The 21699-nt window shown below is 60.0% G+C and carries 19 protein-coding genes and 2 pseudogenes; 12 read left to right on the top strand and 9 right to left on the bottom strand.

Annotation, left to right across the window (positions count from 1 at the left end):
* Positions 1-10 precede the first annotated feature (10 nt).
* Both CIC07_RS07150 and CIC07_RS07155 read right to left on the bottom strand, forming a co-directional pair.
* The gene (locus CIC07_RS07150; RefSeq protein WP_076358456.1) at positions 11-511 is read right to left on the bottom strand and encodes a LytA/YqiH family protein; all 501 of its coding nucleotides are present in this window, start codon (positions 509-511) and stop codon (positions 11-13) included.
* Between the two features lie 69 nt (positions 512-580).
* The gene (locus CIC07_RS07155; RefSeq protein WP_076358455.1) at positions 581-1018 is read right to left on the bottom strand and encodes a DUF2621 domain-containing protein; all 438 of its coding nucleotides are present in this window, start codon (positions 1016-1018) and stop codon (positions 581-583) included.
* Positions 1019-1217: 199 nt separating this feature from the next.
* Here CIC07_RS07155 and CIC07_RS07160 point away from each other — a divergent pair, with 199 nt between their 5' ends.
* From CIC07_RS07160 to ppnP, 4 genes are all read left to right on the top strand, one after another.
* Positions 1218-2345, top strand: coding sequence for a deoxyribonuclease IV (locus tag CIC07_RS07160; RefSeq protein ID WP_076358454.1), 1128 nt, complete (start codon positions 1218-1220; stop codon positions 2343-2345).
* A gap of 228 nt (positions 2346-2573) precedes the next feature.
* On the top strand, positions 2574-3470 hold the full coding sequence (purU, locus tag CIC07_RS07165; RefSeq protein WP_076358453.1) for a formyltetrahydrofolate deformylase: 897 nt from the start codon (positions 2574-2576) through the stop codon (positions 3468-3470).
* Between the two features lie 171 nt (positions 3471-3641).
* Entirely contained in the window at positions 3642-5660 is a 2019-nt protein-coding gene (tkt, locus tag CIC07_RS07170) for a transketolase (protein ID WP_076358452.1), read from the top strand.
* Between the two features lie 203 nt (positions 5661-5863).
* Complete coding sequence (ppnP, locus tag CIC07_RS07175; protein ID WP_076358451.1) at positions 5864-6181, top strand: pyrimidine/purine nucleoside phosphorylase; 318 nt, start codon at positions 5864-5866, stop codon at positions 6179-6181.
* A gap of 146 nt (positions 6182-6327) precedes the next feature.
* Here ppnP and CIC07_RS07180 read toward each other — a convergent pair whose 3' ends face one another.
* A complete protein-coding gene (locus tag CIC07_RS07180) occupies positions 6328-7227 on the bottom strand; it encodes an NAD(P)-dependent oxidoreductase (RefSeq protein WP_076358450.1) in 900 nt (299 codons plus the stop codon).
* Positions 7228-7488: 261 nt separating this feature from the next.
* On the opposite strand from CIC07_RS07180, the gene CIC07_RS07185 reads away from it, so the two are divergent.
* Complete coding sequence (locus CIC07_RS07185) at positions 7489-8838, top strand: glucose-6-phosphate isomerase (RefSeq protein WP_076358449.1); 1350 nt, start codon at positions 7489-7491, stop codon at positions 8836-8838.
* A 15-nt stretch (positions 8839-8853) separates the two neighbouring features.
* A complete protein-coding gene (locus tag CIC07_RS07190; RefSeq protein WP_076358448.1) occupies positions 8854-9489 on the top strand; it encodes a YigZ family protein in 636 nt (211 codons plus the stop codon).
* Here the strand turns inward: CIC07_RS07190 and CIC07_RS25815 are convergent.
* A pseudogene (locus tag CIC07_RS25815) lies at positions 9446-9655 on the bottom strand (pentapeptide repeat-containing protein); the annotation flags it as partial. The gene CIC07_RS07190 and the pseudogene CIC07_RS25815 sit on opposite strands and share 44 nt — an antisense overlap.
* Between CIC07_RS25815 and CIC07_RS25820 the strand changes: the two are divergent.
* Positions 9650-9739: pseudogene (locus CIC07_RS25820) on the top strand (hypothetical protein); the annotation flags it as partial. The pseudogenes CIC07_RS25815 and CIC07_RS25820 overlap by 6 nt on opposite strands.
* A 171-nt stretch (positions 9740-9910) precedes the next feature.
* Complete coding sequence (locus tag CIC07_RS07200; protein ID WP_076358562.1) at positions 9911-10975, top strand: sulfate/molybdate ABC transporter ATP-binding protein; 1065 nt, start codon at positions 9911-9913, stop codon at positions 10973-10975.
* A 71-nt stretch (positions 10976-11046) separates the two neighbouring features.
* Here the strand turns inward: CIC07_RS07200 and CIC07_RS07205 are convergent, their stop codons facing one another.
* Positions 11047-11847, bottom strand: coding sequence for a Cof-type HAD-IIB family hydrolase (locus tag CIC07_RS07205; RefSeq protein WP_076358447.1), 801 nt, complete (start codon positions 11845-11847; stop codon positions 11047-11049).
* Between the two features lie 260 nt (positions 11848-12107).
* Here CIC07_RS07205 and CIC07_RS07210 point away from each other — a divergent pair, with 260 nt between their 5' ends.
* Positions 12108-13526 carry a S41 family peptidase gene (locus CIC07_RS07210; protein WP_076358446.1) on the top strand — a complete coding sequence of 473 codons (1419 nt, stop codon included), beginning with the start codon at positions 12108-12110 and terminating at the stop codon, positions 13524-13526.
* Positions 13527-13662: 136 nt separating this feature from the next.
* Here CIC07_RS07210 and map read toward each other — a convergent pair whose 3' ends face one another.
* Together map and CIC07_RS07220 are read right to left on the bottom strand one after the other, a co-directional pair.
* Positions 13663-14412 carry a type I methionyl aminopeptidase gene (gene map, locus CIC07_RS07215; protein WP_076358445.1) on the bottom strand — a complete coding sequence of 250 codons (750 nt, stop codon included), beginning with the start codon at positions 14410-14412 and terminating at the stop codon, positions 13663-13665.
* Between the two features lie 167 nt (positions 14413-14579).
* Positions 14580-14792, bottom strand: coding sequence for a hypothetical protein (locus CIC07_RS07220; RefSeq protein ID WP_094248363.1), 213 nt, complete (start codon positions 14790-14792; stop codon positions 14580-14582).
* Positions 14793-14957: 165 nt separating this feature from the next.
* On the opposite strand from CIC07_RS07220, the gene CIC07_RS07225 reads away from it, so the two are divergent.
* Positions 14958-16064 carry a M24 family metallopeptidase gene (locus tag CIC07_RS07225; protein ID WP_076358443.1) on the top strand — a complete coding sequence of 369 codons (1107 nt, stop codon included), beginning with the start codon at positions 14958-14960 and terminating at the stop codon, positions 16062-16064.
* 163 nt (positions 16065-16227) lie between these two features.
* Here CIC07_RS07225 and CIC07_RS07230 read toward each other — a convergent pair whose 3' ends face one another.
* Positions 16228-16695, bottom strand: coding sequence for a cupin domain-containing protein (locus CIC07_RS07230; protein ID WP_076358442.1), 468 nt, complete (start codon positions 16693-16695; stop codon positions 16228-16230).
* A gap of 188 nt (positions 16696-16883) precedes the next feature.
* On the opposite strand from CIC07_RS07230, the gene CIC07_RS07235 reads away from it, so the two are divergent.
* Both CIC07_RS07235 and CIC07_RS07240 read left to right on the top strand, forming a co-directional pair.
* A complete protein-coding gene (locus CIC07_RS07235; protein ID WP_076358441.1) occupies positions 16884-18428 on the top strand; it encodes a stalk domain-containing protein in 1545 nt (514 codons plus the stop codon).
* A gap of 251 nt (positions 18429-18679) precedes the next feature.
* Positions 18680-20470 (top strand): B12-binding domain-containing radical SAM protein, encoded by a 1791-nt coding sequence (locus tag CIC07_RS07240; protein WP_076358440.1) that lies wholly within the window; start codon positions 18680-18682, stop codon positions 20468-20470.
* Between the two features lie 198 nt (positions 20471-20668).
* Here CIC07_RS07240 and CIC07_RS07245 read toward each other — a convergent pair whose 3' ends face one another.
* Positions 20669-21643, bottom strand: coding sequence for a type I phosphomannose isomerase catalytic subunit (locus CIC07_RS07245; RefSeq protein WP_076358439.1), 975 nt, complete (start codon positions 21641-21643; stop codon positions 20669-20671).
* Positions 21644-21699: the final 56 nt, after the last annotated feature.

Genomic DNA, 21699 nt, shown 5'->3' on the forward strand with positions numbered 1-21699 from the left:
CGCCTCTCCGTCAAGAAGATTTTTGAATGGATGTGATCCAGCGCTGCTGGACTTTGCCGCTGCTGTCCGTATCGAGTTCTTTCACAATATAGGTGAAGTCGACCTTTTCGCCGGTCTCGATATCCTGAAGCGTCTTGATCTGATCCGTGGCAGCCTGGAAGACGACCGTGTCCGTATCCGTCGTGATCTCGACCGAGTGTCCGTCCGCCAAGCCATTGTAGGTTCCGGAGCCTTTCTGCTCCTGGGACTGGGTCGTCGGCTCTTCCTTGGGAGCAGTTCCTGCCTTGTCCGGCGAAGGGGTAGCCTCGGCAACGGGATCGCCGACGGAATCAGGCGAAACTCCTTGCGAGGAATCCACCACTCCGCCATTGTTGGCTGCGCTTGCATTGGCCGGCGCGTCGTTTTTGGCGCCGCAGCCCGACGCGAGCATGAGCATCGACATCAAGGCAAGGCTCGCCGGCGCCAGGCTCAGCGAGCGGGCGCCTTTTTGGCGTTTTCGGGTCAGGTTCATGGTGAAGCACCTCCGTTGGGGTTCGTTTCAAGTATCTCCCATTACCCCGGACCAGTGCGATCCAATCGGTTACCGATTGAGCAGATGCGTGTAGGCCGAGTAGTCGATGCCCTGCTTGTTCAGAAACGTGACCAGGCTCCGGTAATCCCGCTTGGGAGTGGCGCGGATGTAACCTTCGATGCAATGGTTCCGGGTCACTTCGCTGGCTCCGCTCTCTACCGCGACCTGGCCGATCTGGGCGGCGATGGAGTGTTTCGCTATATCGCGGAAAGGTCCAGGCACCGGAGCGACAAGCTCGTCCAGCAGCGCCTTGGAATCGTCCGTCCATAGGCTGCGGCTGCGTTCGACCCAGTAGTTCTGCCAGTCCAGCTTCGATTTTCCGTCTTTTTTGGGAAGAACCTTAAGGAACTTGCGGAACATGAAGAAGCCGCCGATCGACATGGCTCCAATCATGACGAATGCCCAAAACACAATCATGTACATAAACCAATCCGGAGCATTTCTCATCGTAGTGATGTCACCTCATCCAAATTATAGCCTATTCCTAGATTTATTTCGACGCACCCTGTAAAATAAGACTGATTATCCAAGTCGAACGGCATCTCCTGCGATTGGAGAGGCGGAAGATCGATGAAGGACGGATTGCGGTCATTCCTGCATGGATTATTTTACGTAAGACAAATGCTTATAAAAGGGGAGCTCAAGCATGTTGAAAATCGGATCCCATGTGTCGTTCAGCGACAAGGGGCTCGTCACGGCTGCACAGGAAGCCATCTCTTACGGCTCCAGCTCGTTCATGATCTATACCGGCGCGCCTCAGAACACCCGGCGCAAGCCGATCGATTCGCTATATATCGAAGAGGGCAGGGCTCTCATGGAGAGCGCCGGCATCGGCGAGATCGTCGTGCACGCTCCGTACATCATCAACCTCGGCTCCTACAAGCCGGATACGTTCGAGCTGGCTGTCCGCTTCCTCCAGGAGGAAATCCGCCGCACGCATGCCATCGGCGTCCGCAACATCGTTCTGCATCCCGGCGCCTACACGGACAAGGATGCCGAATTCGGCATCAACCGGATCGCGGAAGGCTTGAACGAGGTTCTCTCCGGGGTCGAGGAGACCGACGTGAACATCGCTCTGGAGACGATGGCGGGCAAAGGCACGGAAATCGGCCGCTCCTTCGAGGAGATCGCCCAGATTATGGACAAGGTATCGGCCAACAACCGCCTTACCGTATGCATGGATACATGCCATATGAATGACGCCGGCTACGACCTTGCCGGCGATCTGGACGGCGTGCTGGAGCAGTTCGACCGGATCGTCGGCCTGGACAAGGTTGCCGTCGTCCATGTCAACGATACGAAGAACCCGGCCGGCTCCGGCAAGGACCGCCATACGCCGATCGGCTCGGGCTGGCTCGGCTACGACGCGATCCATGCCATCGTCCACCACGAGGCGCTTGCGGGAAGGCCATTCATTCTCGAAACGCCGTGGATCGGCAAGGACGCCAAGAAGCAGCGTCCGATGTACGACGCCGAGATCGCCCTTCTGCGCGGAGACGGCATGGAACGCTTCGGAGAGAGATTCTTCGATCAGCTGGAGCGCCTGCATCATTTCCTCGGCAAGCAGGAGATCGACCGCCGCACGTACGTCCTCTCGGTCTGGGAGACGCTCAAGGGCGACGCCAAGGCACGCAAGGCGGATCCTCGCGAGCCGCTGGAGCGCCTCTACGATCTGGCCCGCGAAGGCGGAGAGTTCGCGGATATGTCCGAGGAAGAGCTGAACAAGCTGATCACGTTCTGGTTCGCCGGCAAACAGGTTCTCGTCAACGCCTAGACGCATCGGCGGAAATCATCGCCGTACCCGTTTCCATCTGCAAATAGAAGTTGAAAGCTGGGCAGCTGCGGGCATCCAAGCACAAAAGCAGTTCCATCAGGCAGGAGAGCAGCCTTTCCTGCCTGATTTTGCAGCCGGCTGCTTTAGTGCTGGAGTGCATCAGCGGATGTGCGCCGAAGACCGGCTATGCTAGGTCGGCATCATACAAACGGAAGGAAGACCTCTCTCATGCCATTGCCTACCAACTCTTCAATCGACGCCCCGTCCAAATCCGGACGCGCGCGCATGCTCATCTCGTGCCCGGACCGGCCGGGCATCGTCTCCGCAGTATCGCAGTTCCTGTACGAGCACGGAGCGAACATCGTTCAATCCGACCAATATACGATGAACCCGGAGGGAGGGATGTTCTTCATCCGCTTCGAGTTCGACCTGAGCGACATGGACGCCCAGCTTCCCGTTCTGCAGGAGGATTTCACCCGGGTGGCCGACCGCTTCGAGATGAAGTGGCATACGTTCAGGGCGAGCCGCAAGAAAAGGCTGGCGGTATTTGTCTCCAAGGAAGACCACTGCCTGCTGGAGCTGCTCTGGCAGTGGCAGGCGGGCGACCTCGACGTCGATATCGCCATGGTCATCAGCAATCATCCCGACATGCGGCCGCTCGTGGAATCGTTCGGCATTCCGTACCATCATATTCCGGTCACCGCGGACACGAAAGCAGAGGCGGAGCGCAAGCAGCTCGAAATCATCGGCCGCAATGCGGATCTCATCGTGCTGGCCCGCTATATGCAGATCGTATCGCCCAAAGTGATCGAGCAGTTCCCGAACCGGATCATCAACATCCACCATTCGTTCCTGCCCGCCTTCGTCGGAGGCAAGCCTTATGCGCAAGCTTACGACCGCGGCGTCAAAATCATCGGGGCGACAGCCCACTATGTGACCGAGGAGCTGGACGGAGGACCGATCATCGAACAGGACGTGCAGCGCGTCAGCCACCGGGACGACGTGCCGAGCCTGAAGCGGATCGGCCGCACGATCGAGCGGGTCGTACTCGCGCGGGCCGTGAAATGGCATGCAGAGGACAGGATCCTCGTCCATCAGAACAAAACCGTCGTATTTCACGGCTGATTCGCTCTGCTGTTTCATGAAACCTTCATCCGGCTAAAAGCATGCAGCAGATGGAAATGATACTAGCTGAGTGGTACAATATTTCACATCCGCGGGGCTGGAGCTCCGATATGATGTTCAACAGGCAAGAGCAAGAGAAACGCACCGTCCGATATTAGGAGGAGAAAAAATATGGCTACAACCCAACAAACCATCGACCATCTTTCCGTTACGACGATCCGCACGCTCTCGATCGATGCGGTCGAGAAAGCCAACTCCGGCCATCCCGGCATGCCGATGGGCGCCGCACCGATGGGCTACCAGCTGTTCGCCAAAGCGATGAACCACAACCCGGCCAATCCGACCTGGATCAACCGTGACCGCTTTGTACTGTCCGCAGGCCACGGCTCGATGCTGCTGTACAGCCTTCTTCACCTGTCCGGCTACGATCTGTCGATCGACGACCTGAAGAGCTTCCGCCAATGGGGCTCCAAAACGCCAGGCCATCCGGAATACGGCCATACGGCAGGCGTCGACGCTACGACCGGACCTCTCGGCCAAGGCATCGGCATGGCCGTCGGCATGGCGATGGCGGAAGCGCAGCTCGGCGCCACTTACAATAAGGGCGGCCTCGACATCGTGAACCACTTCACGTACGCGATCTGCGGCGACGGCGACCTCTCCGAGGGCATCTCCAACGAAGCGGCGTCCATGGCGGGCCATCTGCAGCTCGGCAAGCTCATCATGCTGTACGATTCCAACAACATCTCGCTGGACGGCGAGCTGAGCCTTTCCTTCTCCGAAAACGTCCAGCAGCGCTTCGAGGGCTACGGCTGGCAGGTGCTGCGCGTCGAAGACGGCAATGATCTGGATGCGCTGGCCGAGGCGATCGCGAAGGGACAAGCCGAGCTGCGCAAGCCGACCCTGATCGAGGTCAAGACGATGATCGGCTACGGCAGCCCGAACAAAGGCGGCAAAGGCGGCCATGGCGGCACCCACGGCTCCCCGCTCGGAGCGGAGGAAACCGTTCTGACCAAGAAATTCTACGAGTGGGCATCGGAAGAGCCGTTCTTCGTACCGGATGAAGTCCGCGCCCATTTCGCCGAAGTGAAGCAAAAAGGCGAGCAGGCCAACGCGGCCTGGAACGAGCTGTTCGCCAAGTACAAAACGGCTCATCCGGATCTCGCCGCTCAATTCGAGCGCGCCGTCGCAGGCGAGCTGCCTGAGGGATGGGACAAGGATCTTCCGGCCTACTCCACCTCGGACAAAGCCGTGTCGACACGCGTCGCTTCCGGCAACGCGCTGAACGGCCTGGCCAAAAACGTGCCAAACCTGCTGGGCGGCTCCGCCGACCTGGAAAGCTCCACGATGACGCATTTGAAGGACCTGCCGGTCTTCCATGCCGACAACTACGCAGGCCGCAACATCTATTACGGCATCCGCGAGTTCGGCATGGCTGCGGCCATGAACGGAATGGCGCTGCATCACGGCCTCAAAGTATACGGCGGCACGTTCTTCGTCTTCACCGATTACCTGCGTCCGGCTGTTCGCCTCGCCGCCATCATGAGCCTGCCGGTCACGTACGTGCTCACGCATGACAGCATCGCGGTCGGCGAAGACGGTCCTACCCATGAGCCGATTGAGCAGCTGGCTTCCATCCGCGTCATTCCTAACCTGACGGTGCTTCGCCCGGCGGACGGCAACGAGACTTCCGCGGCGTGGGCATACACGGTCGAGAATACGAAGAACCCAGTCGCTCTCGTCCTGACCCGCCAGAACCTGCCGATCCTGGAAGGCTCTGCTGAAAAAGCCCGCGAAGGCATCAAAAAAGGCGCGTATGTCATCTCCGACGCGGCCGACGGCAAGCCTCAGGTGCAGCTCATCGCAACCGGCTCCGAAGTCCAGCTCGCTGTAGCTGCGCAGAAGGCGCTTGCCGAGGAGGGAATCCAAGCCCGCGTCGTCAGCATGCCGAGCTGGGATCTGTTCGACAAGCAGGACAAGGCTTACCGCGACTCGGTCATTCTGCCGGAGGTCAAAGCCCGCCTGGCCATCGAGATGGCTCATCCGTTCGGCTGGGAGCGTTATGTCGGCGACGGCGGCGCCGTGCTCGGCATCAACACCTTCGGCGCATCCGCCCCTGGCGACCGCGTCATCAAGGAGTATGGCTTCACGGTCGAGAACGTCGTGAGCAAGGTCAAGGAGCTTCTGTAATCCGATCCACGCTTCTTGCCGGCGAGCCGGCCGGAGGACGTTCAGCCGCGGAGGCATTTTGCCTTCCGCGGCTTTTTGTTTCCCATCTGATGTGATATGCTAAAGCGGTGAAGGATAACCGGAATCAAGAGGCGTTATTCTCCTTGACGAAGTCTTTTCCTACCCATATTTTCCATCAATTTAATGAAGGAGCTCATCCCGTCATGTCCCAATTCGAGAATGTAACCGCCGTCAAAAGAGCGAATGTCTACTTCGAAGGAAAAGTCACCAGCCGTACCGTGCTGCTTCCGGACGGTTCGAAAGTGACGCTCGGCATCATGCTGCCGGGAGAATACGAGTTCGGCACCGACAGCAAGGAGAACATGGAGATTCTCGCCGGCAATCTGAAGGTTCAGCTTCCGGGCTCCGATGAATGGATTCATATCCAAGGCGAAGGCGAATTCACGGTGCCTGCCGACAGCCGCTTCAAGCTCGAGGTGCTCGGCGTGACGGATTACTGCTGCAGCTATATCAGCGAGTAACGGACCGCTTCCCGGCTCCGCCGGTCGGCTGAGCCGGGTCAAGAGCAGGCCTGCTGCGCTTGGTGCAGGCCTTAAGGCTTTTTATGATTGAAAACCAAACAGGCTCCAGGGTGGCATGGCCGCTCTGGAGCCTGTTTGGTTCCCGTTTATTTGCCGCTGTCGAGTCCGCGGCCGATCCATTGCTCGTACACACGCGATACCGCGATCAGGTCTTCCTCGCCATATCCGGCCGCGTTCGCGGCTTGGAACAGGCTTTTGGCCGCTTCCAGCATCGGGGTGGGCACGCTGAGCCCGTCCGACAAAGCGGAAGCGAGCTTGAGGTCCTTGAGCATGAGCGCCAGCGAGAACTGCACGCTGTAGTCGCGCTCCAGCAGCTTCGGCGACTTGAGCTCCGCCGCCTTGCTGCCCGCCGCTCCGGCCTTGACGATGTCCAGGAACTTGGCTGGATCCAGGCCGCCGCTGACCGCGATGGAGAGGCCTTCGGAGAGGGCGAGGTTGTTGATGCCGACAATGGTGTTGTGGCCGAGCTTGGCGACCGAGCCGCTGCCGGAAGGGCCGAGATGGACGATTTTCTGTCCCATCGCCTCCAGAACGGGGCGGACGCGCTCCAGCAGCCCGGCTTCGCCGCCGACCATGAACACGAGCGTGCCGCCTACGGCAGCGGGCTTGCTGCCCGTAACCGGGCAGTCGAGGAAGCCGCATCCGGCTTGCTCCGCCGCATCGGCCAGCTCCCGGGCAAGGGCCGGGGAGATGGTGCTGTTGTCCACCAGCGCCGTGCCGGGACGGACGTGGGCGAGAATGCCGCCTTCTCCGCGGTACAGCTCCCGCACGACATCGTCGTTGCTCAGCATCGTGATGACGACATCCGCTCCGGCGACAGCGTCGGCGGGCGATTGCGCGGCGCGCGCGCCTTCTGCGGCAAGCGCCTCCGACTTGGAGGGCGTCCGGTTCCATACGGAGACCGGGAATCCTTTTTTCAGCAGGTTGGATGCCATCGGGGCACCCATCGTTCCGAGGCCGATAAAGGCGATCGAAGGTTTTGTCATGGCGATTCACCGACTTTCTTCGTACTGATCCGCGCCTGCGCGGCGGCAGAGGCGGAAACCCTATTCATCATACCATAAGCCTGCCTCCAGCGGACTACTCCGGGCTTCGTGAATCTTGCATGAAGGAGTCTCCGGTTGCTTGTCTTCGATACCGTAATCCAGTATCCTTAGGACATGCCTGAGGGCGTATGGGTCCGGCGCGCACGCCGCTGCCGGAAGACGATATAAACACCCGAACGAGATGAGGAGGCTGTACCAGTCATGAGCAAAACCATTCAATTCGACTACAGCAAAGCGCTTGGATTCCTTGGCCAGAACGAGATCGACAATCTCGAGGGCCCGATCCGCCTCGCGCACGAGCAGCTGCACAACGGAACCGGAGCAGGTTCCGACTACCTGGGCTGGATCGACCTGCCGAACGCTTACGATAAAGAAGAATTCGCCCGCATCAAGACGGCCGCCGAGAAGATCAAATCCGACTCCGAGGCGCTCGTCGTCATCGGCATCGGAGGCTCGTACCTGGGCGCGCGCGCGGCGATCGAGATGCTGTCGCATTCCTTCTACAACATCTTGCCGGACGGCCAGCGCAAGGGCCCGCAGATCTTCTTCGCCGGCAACAACATCAGCTCCACCTATGTGACCCACCTGCTGCAGGCGCTTGAGGGCAAGAACTGGTCGATCAACGTCATCTCCAAATCCGGCACGACGACCGAGCCTGCTCTCGCCTTCCGCGTCTTCCGCGGCGAGCTGGAGAAGAAGTACGGCAAGGAGGAAGCGCGGAAGCGCATCTATGCCACGACGGATACCGCTCGCGGCGCGCTCAAGAAGCTGGCGACCGAGGAAGGCTACGAATCCTTCATTATTCCGGACGACGTCGGCGGCCGCTATTCCGTATTGACCGCTGTCGGCCTGCTGCCGATCGCCGCCGCCGGCATCGACATCGACGCCATCATGCAAGGCGCAGCCGACGCTTCCAAGGAATACAGCAATCCGAACGTGCATGAGAACGAGGCCTACCAGTATGCCGCGGCCCGCAATTCCCTGTACCGCAAAGGCAAAGCGACCGAAATTCTCGTCAATTACGAGCCTTCCCTCCACTTCGTGTCGGAATGGTGGAAGCAGCTGTACGGGGAGAGCGAGGGCAAGGACCATAAGGGCATCTTCCCTGCGGCCGTCGATTTCTCCACAGACCTGCATTCCATGGGCCAGTTCATCCAGGAAGGCAGCCGCAACCTGTTCGAGACCGTCATCCAAGTCGGCGAGCCGACCGAGCAGATCACGATCGAAGCCGATACGGACGATCTGGACGGCCTGAACTTCCTCGCGGGCAAGACGATGGACTTCGTCAACAAAAAAGCATTCGAGGGAACGCTGCTGGCGCATACGGACGGCCAGGTGCCGAATCTTGTCGTGGGCATCAAGGACCTGTCGCCGTACACCTTCGGCTACCTGGTGTACTTCTTCGAGAAAGCCTGCGGCATAAGCGGCTACCTGCTCGGCGTGAATCCGTTCGACCAGCCGGGCGTCGAGGCGTACAAGAAGAACATGTTCGCGCTGCTCGGCAAACCGGGCTACGAGAAGGAAAAAGCGGAGCTCGAAGCGCGCCTGTAAGGGCGCCTCAGCCCCATGCTTGACCGGTACAAGACGCTGAGGGAGCCCGGCGTCAAGGAAATCGTCATCAGGAAATCCCGCTTCATCGGCCATGGGAGGCCCGTCGCGAGCGAAGCCGAAGCGGTCGCTTTCATCGAGGAGATCAAGAAGCAGCACTGGAATGCAACGCACAACTGCTCCGCCTACATCGTCGGCGAGCGGGACGAGTTCCAGAAGCAGTCGGATGACGGGGAGCCGAGCGGCACCGCCGGCAAGCCGATCCTCGAGGTGATCAAGCATCAAGGGCTGAAGAACGTCGCGATCGTGGTGACCCGCTATTTCGGAGGCATCATGCTCGGCGCAGGCGGCCTCATCCGGGCCTATACGGACGGTGCCGCCGCGGCGATCGAGGCAGCCGGCCCGATCACGAATGTCCTTCACCGCGAGGTTTTCGTCGACGTGGACTACACTTGGTACGGCAAGCTCGAGAACGAGCTGCATGCCAGAGGCATCCTCGTGGACGGAGTCGAGTTCACCGACCGCGTGCGGGTCCGCTGCCTGCCGGCCGCTCCGGAGGCGGAGCGCTTCGCGGCGTGGATGACGGATCTGACCCAGGGACAGAGCGTCATCATGAGCGGCGAAGAGCTTTACGTGACCGAGAAGACGGAATGAAGCCGCAGATGAATCGATTGTCCGAGAAACGCCTGTCCATTTGGACAGGCGTTTTTTTGGCTCCGCAGAAACTGGCTCCGCAGAAACTGGCTCCGCAGAAACTGGCTCCGCAGAAACTGGCTCCGCAGAAACTGGCTCCGCAGAAACTGGCTCCGCAGAAACTGGCTCGGCAGAAACTGGCTCCGCAGAAACTGGCTCGGCAGAAACTGGCTCTGCCATATGCACTGCTGAATCGTGCAGCTCTGCATGATTGGATCCATGCTCTCTCGGCCCCGCCTATTTTGGCGTTCGATCTGACATATCCATTGACGGGAAAGGAAGGCTTCTGCTACATTAGCATTAATACCAAGTAACCTAATAGGAATATTCTATCGATAAGCAGTTCGAACGGAAGCCGGCTAGCGAAGGGAAGTGCATGATCATGCATATTGAGGTAAAGGGTTTAACCAAGTCCTTTGGAGACTTTCGGGCGGTGCAGGATGTCAGCTTCGGCATCCAGAAGGGGCAGCTGATCGGCCTGCTCGGTCCGAGCGGCGGCGGCAAGACGTCGATCCTGCGCATGCTGGCCGGTCTGGAGTCGCCGACCTCCGGCGATATCATCATTCACGGGAAAAGGGTCAACGATCAGCCGCCCCAGGAGAGGGGCATCGGCTTCGTGTTCCAGAACTACGCGCTGTTCAAGCATATGACCGTCTTCGACAACGTCGCCTTCGGCCTGAAGGTCAAGAAGCAGTCCAAAAGCGCGATTCGCGAGCGTGTCATGAGCTTGATCGAGCTGACCGGCCTCAAGGGATTCGAGCATCGCTACCCGTCCCAGCTGTCCGGCGGACAGCGCCAGCGCGTCGCCTTCGCAAGGGCGCTCGCGCCGGAGCCGCAGCTGCTGCTGCTCGACGAGCCGTTCGCGGCGATCGACGCCAAGATCCGCACGGAGCTGCGCACCTGGCTCAAGGAGATGATCGAGCGCGTAGGCATCACCTCGATCTTCGTCACGCATGACCAGGACGAGGCGATCGAGGTCGCGGACGAAATCATGATCATCAACAAGGGGCGTCTGGAGCAGAAGGGTTCCCCTTGGGATATTTACAAGAAGCCCGAAACGCAGTTCGTCGCGGAGTTCATCGGCGAATCGACGACGATCGAAGACGTGGCGTCCCTCAAGGGCTTCGAGGAAGCGGCGAGCTGGGCCGGAGTCAAGGGCTTGATCCGTCCGGAATATATCGAGATCGGCAAGCCGGGAGAAATCACGCTCGCTTCCACGACGATGAGAGCCCAGGTCCGCCATATCCACTTCCGCGGCAGCGAATGGATGGTGGAGCTGGACATCGGAGGCCGCAAGCTGATCACGTACCGCTCGCTGGAGAAGGAAGTGCTGAAGCCGGGCGACGAGGTCGATGTGCTCGTACACCGGGCCTACCTGTTCAATGCGGACGACAGCTGGATCATGGAGAACAAGCTCAAGACCGATCCGATGCCGGTCATGATCTAGCCGCTTGGCCGGCAGCATCGCAAAAAGAGCGTACCGCGGCGGTACGCTCTTTTTCATCTCCTGAAACTCCATCAACCAGGGTTCAGGATAAACTTGTCGACGACATGCGCGACCCCGTCCTCGTTGTTGGACAGCGTCACATAGTCCGCGAGCTCCTTGAGAGCCGGCTGCGCATTCGCCATCGCGACGCCGAGGCCGGCCGCCTGCAGCATCTCGCGGTCGTTCCAGGCGTCTCCCATGGCGATCGTCTCCTCCATGGAGCAGCCGATATGCTCCGCCATGAACTTCAGGGCATGTCCCTTGGTTCCTTCCTTATGCATGAATTCCAGATAATGCGGCTTGGATTTCGTGATATGGACCGTGCCGCCGATGAGGGGCTGCAGGTCTGAGGCGACCTCGTCGAGATAGGCCGGCTCGTCGATGATGAGCATTTTGAGCAAGGGCTGCTTCAGCAGGGAGCTGAAGTCGGGCTCGACGATATACGGTATTTTGGATTGGCGGGCGTAGTCCCTTACCTTCTCGTTCTCCTCGCGGACATAGAGCTTGTCGTCCACGTACAGCTGCAGATGCAGCCCTTTGCCGACACAGTACCGGTCCAGCTCGGCAGCGGCGTCGGAGGGCACATAGCGCTCGTAGAGCACCTGTCCGTCGAGCAGCGTCTTGACGAGGGAGCCTTGGTAAGTAATGATCGGCACGTTGAGCCGCAGCCCCTCGGCGACCTGGCGGGCGGAAGCGAACATCCTCCCGGTGGCGAGCGTTACGGTCACTCCGCGATCCAGCGCGGCCGTCAGAGCGGCGCGTGTGGCGGGAGTCACTTCAAGGTTGTCGTTCAGCAGCGTATCATCCACATCGATGGCAATCAGCTTGTACATCGGCTTTCTCTCCGTTTCCTGTCGCTTCTCTATATCTGGTTCGGCAAGCTATCCCTCATTGTACCGGAGTCGCCCCGATGCCTTCAAGGGGATGGAAATTGAAATGCTCCGCCCAAATAGGATAAAGTAGGTAGCACAAGCAAGCGGCTCTTCCGTCTGACGGACGGGGCGCGCATGCGAGGGAATAACGATCCACCGGTCGGAAGATCGATTCGGACAGGAGAACAACAGCCCAGGCGGGCGGAGCGGAGAGATCAGACATGAAGCAAATGCGCAGCGAGGCTGCCAGGCAGCGCTTTGTCACCTGGTGCGTCGCAGGGGCGATAGCGGCCTTGGCGATCGGATTCGGAGCGGGAAGGCTGTCGATGGTCATCCAGTATCCGGTGATCAAGGAGAAGGTATTCGGCAATTTCAACGCCTCCTATAAAGAAATCAAGAAGGATTATCTGTTCGGGACGAAGCCCGACGAGCTGCTGAACGGGGCTGCCAAAGGAATGGTGGCGGCTCTGGGCGATCCATACTCCACCTATATGCCGGGAAGCGAGGGCGAGGATTATATCCAGAGCTACCAGCCGGAGTTTGTCGGCATCGGGGTGCAGGTGCGCCAAGAGGAGGACCGCTACCTGATCGACAGCGTCATGAAGGGAACGCCGGCCGAGAAGGGCGGCGTGCTGGCTGGCGACGAGATTACAGCTGTCGACGGCACTCCGGTCAAGGGCGTCACGATGGAAAAGCTCGTCGGCCTGCTGCGCGGCGAGAAGGGGAGCAAGGTCAAGGTCGCGCTGTCGCGGACCGGCAGCCAGCCGCTTACGGTTGAGCTCACGCGCGCGCCGATTCCGGTTACGACCGTTAGCTCAGCGATGCTGGAGGGGGGCGTCGGCGAGATCGTCATCAGCCGGTTCGCCGAGTCGACGGCCAAGGAATTCAACAAATCGTTCGAGGAGCTGCAGAAGAAGGGGATGAAAAAGCTCGTTCTCGATCTCCGTTCCAATCCGGGCGGCCTGCTCGTGCCGACGATCGACATCGCCAACAAGCTGATTCCGAAGGGCAAGATGATTCTGGAGGTCGACTACAAGGACGACAAGAAAGTCCAGAAATACTATTCCAAGCAGAAGACCCCCTTGGATCTTCCCATCGTCGTTCTCGTCAACGGGCAGACGGCCAGCGCAGCCGAGGTCCTCTCGGCCGCTCTCAAGGAATCGGCAGGCGCCAAGGTCATCGGCACGACGACGTTCGGCAAGGGCATCGTGCAGAGCTTCGGGCAGTACAAGGACAACTCTGTGCTCAAGCTGACCGAGGCCCAGTGGAAAACGCCGAACGGAGAATGGATCCACAAGAAGGGCGTGAAGCCGGATGAATCGGTCGATCTTCCTGCGTATGCATCCCTGCCGGCTCTTCCATCCGGGGAGGAGCTGAAGAAAGGCGACTACGGCGATCATGTCAAGACGCTCCAGTCCATGCTGGAGGCGCTCGGATACGGCGCGGCGGACCAGCCTGGCGTGTTCGGGGAGAAGACCGACGCCGACGTCAGAAGCTTCCAGACCCGCAGCAAGCTCGACGCCACCGGCGTCGTCACGGACCGGACGGCTTATATGCTGATGGATCAGCTGCGGACCAAGCTGCAGCAGGAGGATCCGCAGAAGAAGGCCGCTCTCAAGGCCATATCCGGCGCGGGCTGATTCTGTGTTTTTCCTCGGCGGGAAGAGAGATATGCGGCTCCAGGCGGATCGTCCTATCGACTTGCACCTAAAAAGCCCGTTGTCCGGTTTTTCCGGACAACGGGCTTTTGCTCGCTTGATAGGGCATGCGCATAGGCTACTGCTGCGTCAGGATAAGCGGTCCGCCTTCCTGGATGACGAGCGTATGCTCGTATTGGGCGGAACGCTTGCCGTCCATCGTGCGGCAGGTCCAGCCGTCGGAGTCGATGAACATCTGCCAGGTGCCTTCATTGATCATCGGCTCGATCGTGAGCACCATGCCTTCCTTCAGGCGGAAGCCTTTGCCGGGCTTGCCGACATGGGCGAAGTTCGGCTCTTCATGAAGCTCCCGTCCGACGCCGTGGCCGAGCAGATCCCTTACGACCGAGAAGCCGTTCTCCTCGGCATGCTTCTGCACCGCGTGCATGACATCGCCGATCTTCTTGCCGGGCTGCGCTTCGCGGATGCCGATATCGAGGCATTCCCTGGTCACTTCCATCAAGCGGCGGGCTTCGTCCGGCAGCTGCCCTACCGCATAGGTCCATGCCGAATCGCCGATCCAGCCGTCCGCCTGAACAACGATATCGATCGTGCACAGATCGCCCTCGGCAAGCGGCGCATCGCTCGGAAAGCCATGGGCGATCACGTCGTTGACGGAAGCGCAAGTGGCGTATTTGTATCCTTTATATCCGATCGTATAAGGAATCGCATCCTGGCTTCGGATATAAGCCTCGACATGGCGCTCGATGTCCATGGTCGTGATTCCCGGAGCGATCATGGCCGCAATCTGCCTGTGGCATTCCGCCACGATGGCGCCGGCACGCCTCATCTGGGAAATTTCTTCGGGTGTTCTTAGCGTGATTGACATTGCTTGGTCAGCCTCTCTTTCCTTGCGCTCTCCTTGTTCATACCTTGCCCTTCCCTTAACGTTACTCCCGGCGGGGATGTCCGGTCAACTGCGCCTGCGGCGGAGAAGGACGAAAAAAACCGCCGGAGCGTTCCGGCAGTTCTTTCGTTCGGCTTCGGGCCGGGGGATCATTCCAGGCGATCCCGATCGCTCTGCTGCCGGCGGCTCTCCGCTTCCCGGGCTTGCTGTGAATGGTCGGACAAGTAGCTGCCGTGGCGCCGGTCCCCCCGGCGGCGTGCCCACAGCACCAGGAGCACGACGATCGCGATCGTCAGCAGAATGGCGACATTCAGGAATCCGCCCAGAAACAGAAAGGCATTTTTCAACAATTCCAATTTCATTCACCTCTTGCACCTACCTTACCCTTGTTCAACTCCGCCTACTCCCGGCTTCCCCGTGCATATAGGGCTGAATTGTGACGAGATCCACAGGTCGTTCCCGCCTACGGTATGGTACAATGGCAGGACGAGAGGTTAACCGCAGAAGAGAACCGGAGGTAATGAACGATGGATACGCTGCCCTACAAGCATCGCTGGCTCAAAATGAAAGAGGCGCTGAATGCGTCCGGAATGGATTTGGCGATTCTGACCTCGCCGGCCAGCATATTTTACCTGACCGGCTTCTACAGCGATCCGCATGAGCGCTTCATGGCGCTCGTCATCGAGCCCGGCAAGGACGGTTATACGCTTCTGGTGCCTGCCCTCGACGAGGAGAGCGCCCGCGGGGCGGCCCAGGTCGGCAAGCTGGTGGGGATCGGCGATACGGATGACGCCTACGCTCTGCTGGAGAGGGAGACGGGCGCGCAGGCTTCGGTCGTCGGGGTAGAGAGCGCGCATCTGCGCTACTCCGGTTACTTGCAGCTGGCGCGGCTGTACGGCCAAGCGGCCTTCCGCGATGCCGAGCCGCTCGTCATGGGGCTTCGTCTCGTCAAGTCCGAAGGAGAGATCGAGCTCGTCAAGAAAGCCGTCGCCCTCGCGGAGCAGGTGCTCGCGGAGACGGCAGCCAAAGCCGCTCCCGGAGTGACCGAGCTGGAGCTCAATGCCGAGATCGAGTACCGTCTGCGCGTGCTCGGCGGCGACAAGCCTGCCTTCGAGACGAGCGTTCTCGGAGGCGTCAGGACCGCTCTGCCGCATGGCCGGTCCAGCGCCTACAAGCTGCAGGAGAACGACTTGCTTCTGATCGACATGGGCGTCTACAAGGACGGATACTGCTCCGATATCACCCGCACGTTCCTGATCGGGGAAGGTACGGACTCGCAGCGTCGCATCTACGATTCGGTGCTCAAGGCCAACCGCAGCGCCTTGGCCGCCGTGAAGGCGGGAAGGCCGCTCGCAGAGGTGGACCGGGCGGCGCGCAGCGTGATCGACGGGGACGGATACGGCTTCTACTTTACGCATCGCACCGGCCATGGCATGGGGATCGACGTGCATGAGCAGCCTTCCGTGCACGGGGAGAACAAGACGCTCATGCAAGCGGGCCTGCTCTTCACGATCGAGCCCGGCGTTTACATTCCGGAGATCGGCGGGGTCCGCATCGAGGATGACGTCTATATCGGACTTGACGGGCAGCCTGTCGTCCTGACGTCTTATCCGCGGGAGCTCACCCGCCTGTAGGTTGTTTGCCCGCCACGCCTTCCGGATTCATCTTCACGAGCTGCGGGTCAGCGGGGCGGCATGGCGGCCGCCGCGCGTCCTCCGGCGGGTTCTTGTTCCACAAAAAAAGCTGTTCCCGGGGCCTCGATGTCGAGGCGCTGCGGGAACAGCTTTTTCGTCTCTCCTATTTTTCGCCGGGAGCGATCATCGAGAAATCGTCGTAGTGGAATGCCGGCGCCACGATGCAGGTGACGAGCACAGGCTCGTCTCCGGCCGGGCGGGCCGTCTGCCAGGCGCCTGCGGGGACCAGCGCCTGCGGAGTCTGTCCGGCGGCGATGTCCAGGCCGAGGGTGAACGTCTCCGTGGCTTCGGGCTTGTCTCCATGCCCGCCGATCGTGAGCTCGAGCGGTCCGCCTGCGTGGAACAGCCAGAGCTCGTCGGAGAGCACCTTGTGCCATGCGGATTCCTCACCCGGGTGCAGCAGGAAGTAGACGGAGCTGGCGGCCGCCCTCGCGCCGGAATAGCGGTCTCCAAGCACTTCATGGGGAATCTGGTAGGAAGCCTTCCAAATTTCCTTGAACCAGCCGCCTTCGATGTGGCGGTCCATGTCAAGCAGCTTCACAAAGGGGGACGGGGATGTCGGGACGGTCATGGTCGTTCATTCTCCTTATCGCGTTGGAATGCGTATTTTTCTACTATAGCACGCGCGCGGCGGCGATTCCAAACAACGGTTGATAGGATAGATTCAGACACACATTCTCATAGACAACCTCGGACCCGCGGTGGTAAGATACTGGAAGTTTACTAATCGCTGGTTGTGGAGAGAGGTTGAGTCCAGACATGAAACTATTCGGAGAACGTCTCCGTCCAGCCGCTGCCTTGCTGACAGCGCCTGTGCTGGCCGCCGCCCTGCTTGCGCTTCCCGCCGCTCCGGCGGCAGCGGCAGCTGGACAAGCGGTATCCGCGCAGGCTCAGCCGATCGTCATCATGCTCGACGGCAAGAAGCTTGCCGTGCGGATGAGTCCAGTCATTCTGAAGGGATCGATCATGGTTCCGATGAAGGATATTTTCAAGGCGCTCGGAAGCGAGCTGAGCTGGGATCCCAAGACGAGGACGCTGCTTGCGAGCAGCGGAGGCTACTTCAGCATGTCTCTCAAGGTCGGAGCTTCCCATGCCGTCGTGAACGGCAAATCCGTCAAGCTGGATACCCCGGCCGCGATTCTGAACGGGACTACATTCGTCCCGATCCGCTTCGTCAGCGAGACAATGGGAGCCGAGGTGAAGTGGGAGGCCAAATCCCGCGTCGTCCGGATCTCTTCGGCGGAAGCCCAGCTTGAGGCCGCCGTCGCAAAAGCCGAGAAGGAGCGCGCGTCGCGGCGTCTCACAACGGCGCAGATCGTCGCCAAAAACGACGACAGCGTCGTTCTGATCCAGACCGATTACGGACAAGGAAGCGGCGTTGTCGCCGGTCCGCGCCTTATCCTGACGAATCTGCATGTCATGAAGGACGCCAAGTCCGGCAAGATCATGACGAACGACGGCCGCTCGATCGACATCCAGGGAGTGGCCGCCACGGATGAGAAGAACGATCTTGCGCTCGTATTGACCAAGCAGGACATGGATCTGGTTCCCATCGTATTCGGAAGCTTCGACGACGTGCAGAAGGGCGATTCCGTCGTAGCGATCGGCAGCCCTCTCGGACTGCAGAACACCGTGTCCGAAGGGCTGATCAGCAATATCGGCTATGACGATGGAAGCTTCTATTACCAAGTGAGCACGCCGATCGACCATGGCAGCTCGGGCGGAGGCTTGTTCAACCAGTACGGTGAGCTCATCGGCCTGACGACCTCCGGCTACGACGACACGACGGCAGACCTTAACTTTGCGACCTCTTCAGAGGACGCCGAGAATTTGCTGCGTACCGCGAAGTTTGATGCGGCCAAAGTCGGCTTCCTCAAGCCGACGCTGCCGGACAGTCTGGAAGGGGCTTCGCTGGACGAAATCGCGGCATTGATGAAAAAGGAATTCGGCAGCATTCAGGGCAGCGACGGCAGCCTGGCGCTGACCGGCTGGAAGGCGGAGCGGGATGCGGCAGGCTGGCTGGTCATCCAGGCGGACGTCAATCCGGATTTCTATGATTATTACGGCTCCAAGATGCAGAAGGATCTCCGCATGTGGGGAGCGAACACCTCCTACGAGCTGCACGGCATGCTGCCCAAAGAGAAGATCCAGCTTGTTCTGATGTACGGCAAGCAAGTGGATTTCGAGCCGCGCGGTTATGCGGCCGGCGAAGCGACGGCTTCCGCGGACGGCAAGTGGAATATCCGTTATGCGGTTCTGGATGTCCAGTTCAAGGAAGACATGCTCATCAAGCTTCGCGGCTGATCCATCGGACTCATACCGCCTCCGGACCCCAGGTCCGGAGGTTTTTTTATAGGAGGAATCCCAGCTTGAAAGTGAACGCCGGCGCTTCTCGGGAACATTCCATCTGCTCGGCTGATTCGGCTGGATCCTAAGTTCAGCGTCTATAGCTCGTTGACTGTGACGCGGAAGAGACGGTTTCCAGGGCTCCCTCTCTTCTTTTTCGCTCCGAAGTTGGGTAGAATGGGAGAATGACGATTGCAAAGAGGGATTCCATGAAAGTAGTATTAACGACACTCAACGCCAAATTCATCCACACCTCGCTCGCGCTCCGCTGCCTGAAGGCCTATGCGGAGAAGGACTTCCCGATCGAGATTGCCGAATATACGATCAAGGATCCGGTGATGAACATCGTATCCGATCTGTACAGCAAAAATCCGGATGTCATCGGCTTCTCCGTCTACATCTGGAACATCGAGGAGACGATCAAGGTCATCCGGATCCTGCGCAAGATCGCTCCGGACGTGCGGATCGTGATGGGCGGACCCGAAGTCAGCTACGATACGGCCGAATGGATGGAGAAGCTGCCTGAAGTCGACTTCATCATCTTCGGAGAAGGGGAGGAGACGTTCCACCATCTCCTGCAGGAGATCGACGGCGACGGCAAATACCATCTCGTCTTCGGACTTGCTTACCGCAAGCTGCGGGAGAACGGGCCGGAGGTGCTGGTCAACATAGGCCGTCCCAAGCTGAATCTGGCCGAGCTGCCGAGCCCGCACCGGTTCCCGGAAGACCGCGAATCGCTCGCAAACCGGGTCGTCTACTTCGAGACGAGCCGCGGCTGCCCGTTCAGCTGCTCGTTCTGCCTGTCCAGCATCGAGGTCGGCGTCCGGTATTTCGATATCGAGAGGACCAAGGCGGACCTGCTCTATCTCATCGAGGCGGGAGCCAAGACGATCAAGTTCGTCGACCGCACGTTCAATATCAAGCGGGACTATGCGCTGGAGATGTTCAAGTTCCTGATCGAGAATCACGGCGGCTGCGTATTCCAATTCGAGATTACGGCCGACATCATGCGTCCCGAGGTGCTGGATTATCTCGCCGAGCACGCGCCGCCGGGCGTCTTCCGCTTCGAGATCGGAGTCCAATCGACCAACGACGTGACCAACGAGGCGGTTCAGCGCCGCCAGAACTGGAGCAAGCTCGTGCGCACGGTGACCAAGGTCAAGGAATCGGGCAAGATCGACCAGCATCTCGATCTCATCGCCGGCCTGCCGCATGAGGATTACGATACGTTCCGCAAGACGTTCAACGACGTCTTCGACCTGCGGCCGGAGGAGCTCCAGCTGGGCTTCCTTAAAATGCTGCGAGGCACCGGACTGCGGATCGACGCAGACAAATACGGTTATGTATACGCGGATCAGGCGCCGTACGAAATTCTAGGCAACAACCTGATGCCGTTCTCCGACCTGATCCGGATCAAGCGGGTGGAGGACGTGCTGGAGAAGTACTGGAACGCCCATCGCATGGACCGCACGCTGCTGTACCTGATCGAGCGGGTATTCCCTTCGGCCTTCGATTTCTTCCAGCAGTACGGCGATTACTGGGAGCGCAGAGGCTGGGAGCGGATCGGCCATCAGCTGGAGGATCTGTTCTCCCGCCTGAAGGGCTTCCTGAGCTCCGGGGAGGCTCCGGCCGGCTTCGACCGCGACGTCGTGGAAGGTCTGATGAAGTACGACTACTTCCTTGGCCACAACCACAAGCCCCGCAAGGTATGGTGGGACTTCACGATGGACAAGCAGGAGATGGGCGGCTGGATGCGCCTGCTCGGGGAGCATCCGGAGGATGTGTCGCCGGCATTCGCCGCTCTCGGACTCGGGGAGAAGGAGCTCCAGAAGCATGCGGTGCTGGAGAAGCTGCCGTTCGATCTGGAGCAGTTCCTGGCGACGGGAGAGATCGACCGCAGTTCCGGTACGCTGCTGGTCGTCCTTTATGGAGTGTCCGGCAAGCGAGGCGGCTCGGCTTATTGCCTGCGCTTGAGCGAAGGAGCGGCAGCGGCCGGGTAAGCGGCTGACGGATCGCTGCTTGCAAGGGAACAGCTGTCCTGTCGAGCGTAGTTAATAAGAGAACCATCCGGGTTGCCGCCGTTGCGGGAGCCGGATGGTTCTCATCGGTTTTTACCGGCATGGAAAAAAGGAGCTGTACGGAGCAGGATCGCCTGCTCTCGTACAGCTCCTTTCCTATTAGGGCGGTTTGACCCGGGCTCAGGGAACGAGGCTGCGGATGACGGTCATCTCGCCGTCCAGCTCGCAGCTGCCGAGAGTGGCCGGGAGCAGGAAGCATTCGCCGGCTTTGACGGCTTGCGACTGTCCTTCGCCCCAGGCGATGCTTCCTTGGCCTTCGGCGATGACGAGAATGACGAAGCTGTCGGCCGAGACGGGCAGCTGCCAGGATCCGCGGACGACGCCTTTGTCCACCAGGAAGTAAGGGGATTCCGCGATCGTCAGCCAGCTGCCCGGCTGCGCGTCCTCCGTGCTCATGCGGGTCGCTCCGGCTCCTTCATAGGCAATGACGTTGAGGGAATCCTCGACATGCAGCTCGCGAAGCTGGCCGTCCAGGCCGGGACGCTTGTAGTCGTAGAGGCGGTAGGTCGTATCCGAGTTCTGCTGGATTTCGGCGACGACGACGCCGGCGCACAGGGCGTGGACGGTTCCTGCCGGAATGTAGAAGGCGTCGCCCGCCTTGACCGTCACTTCCTGCAGAGCGTCCATGACGCGGTCCTCGTCGATGGCCTGCTGCAGTCCGGCACGGTCGATGCCTTCCTTGAGGCCGTAGATGATTTTGGCGTCCGGCTTGGCGTCGAGAATGTACCACATCTCGGTCTTGCCGAGCTCGCCGGCCGGGAGACGGCCGTAGCTGTCTGTAGGGTGGACCTGCACGGACAGATCGTCATTGCAGTCGAGCAGCTTGATCAGCAGCGGGAAGCGGCCGTTCTTCTCGGAGAAGCCCTTGCTGCCGAACCATTCCCGTCCGTACTGCTCGCGGATCTCGTCCAGGCCGAGCCCGTCCAGCGGACCTCCGAGCACTTTGGTCGTGCCGTTCGGATGGTCGCCGATCATCCAGCCTTCGCCGATATGGCCTTCCGGAAGCTCCAGGCCGAATTGCTCCAGAGCCCGTCCGCCCCATACGCGTTCTTTCATTTCCGGTTTGAATTGCAAAGGATAAGGGTTGACAGTCATCGTTCATCCGCTCCTGTTCTCTATCTGATAAGTATGATTCCTCGGGGTCTATGGAT

This window comes from Paenibacillus sp. RUD330 (assembly GCF_002243345.2).
GTDB lineage: Bacteria > Bacillota > Bacilli > Paenibacillales > Paenibacillaceae > Paenibacillus_O.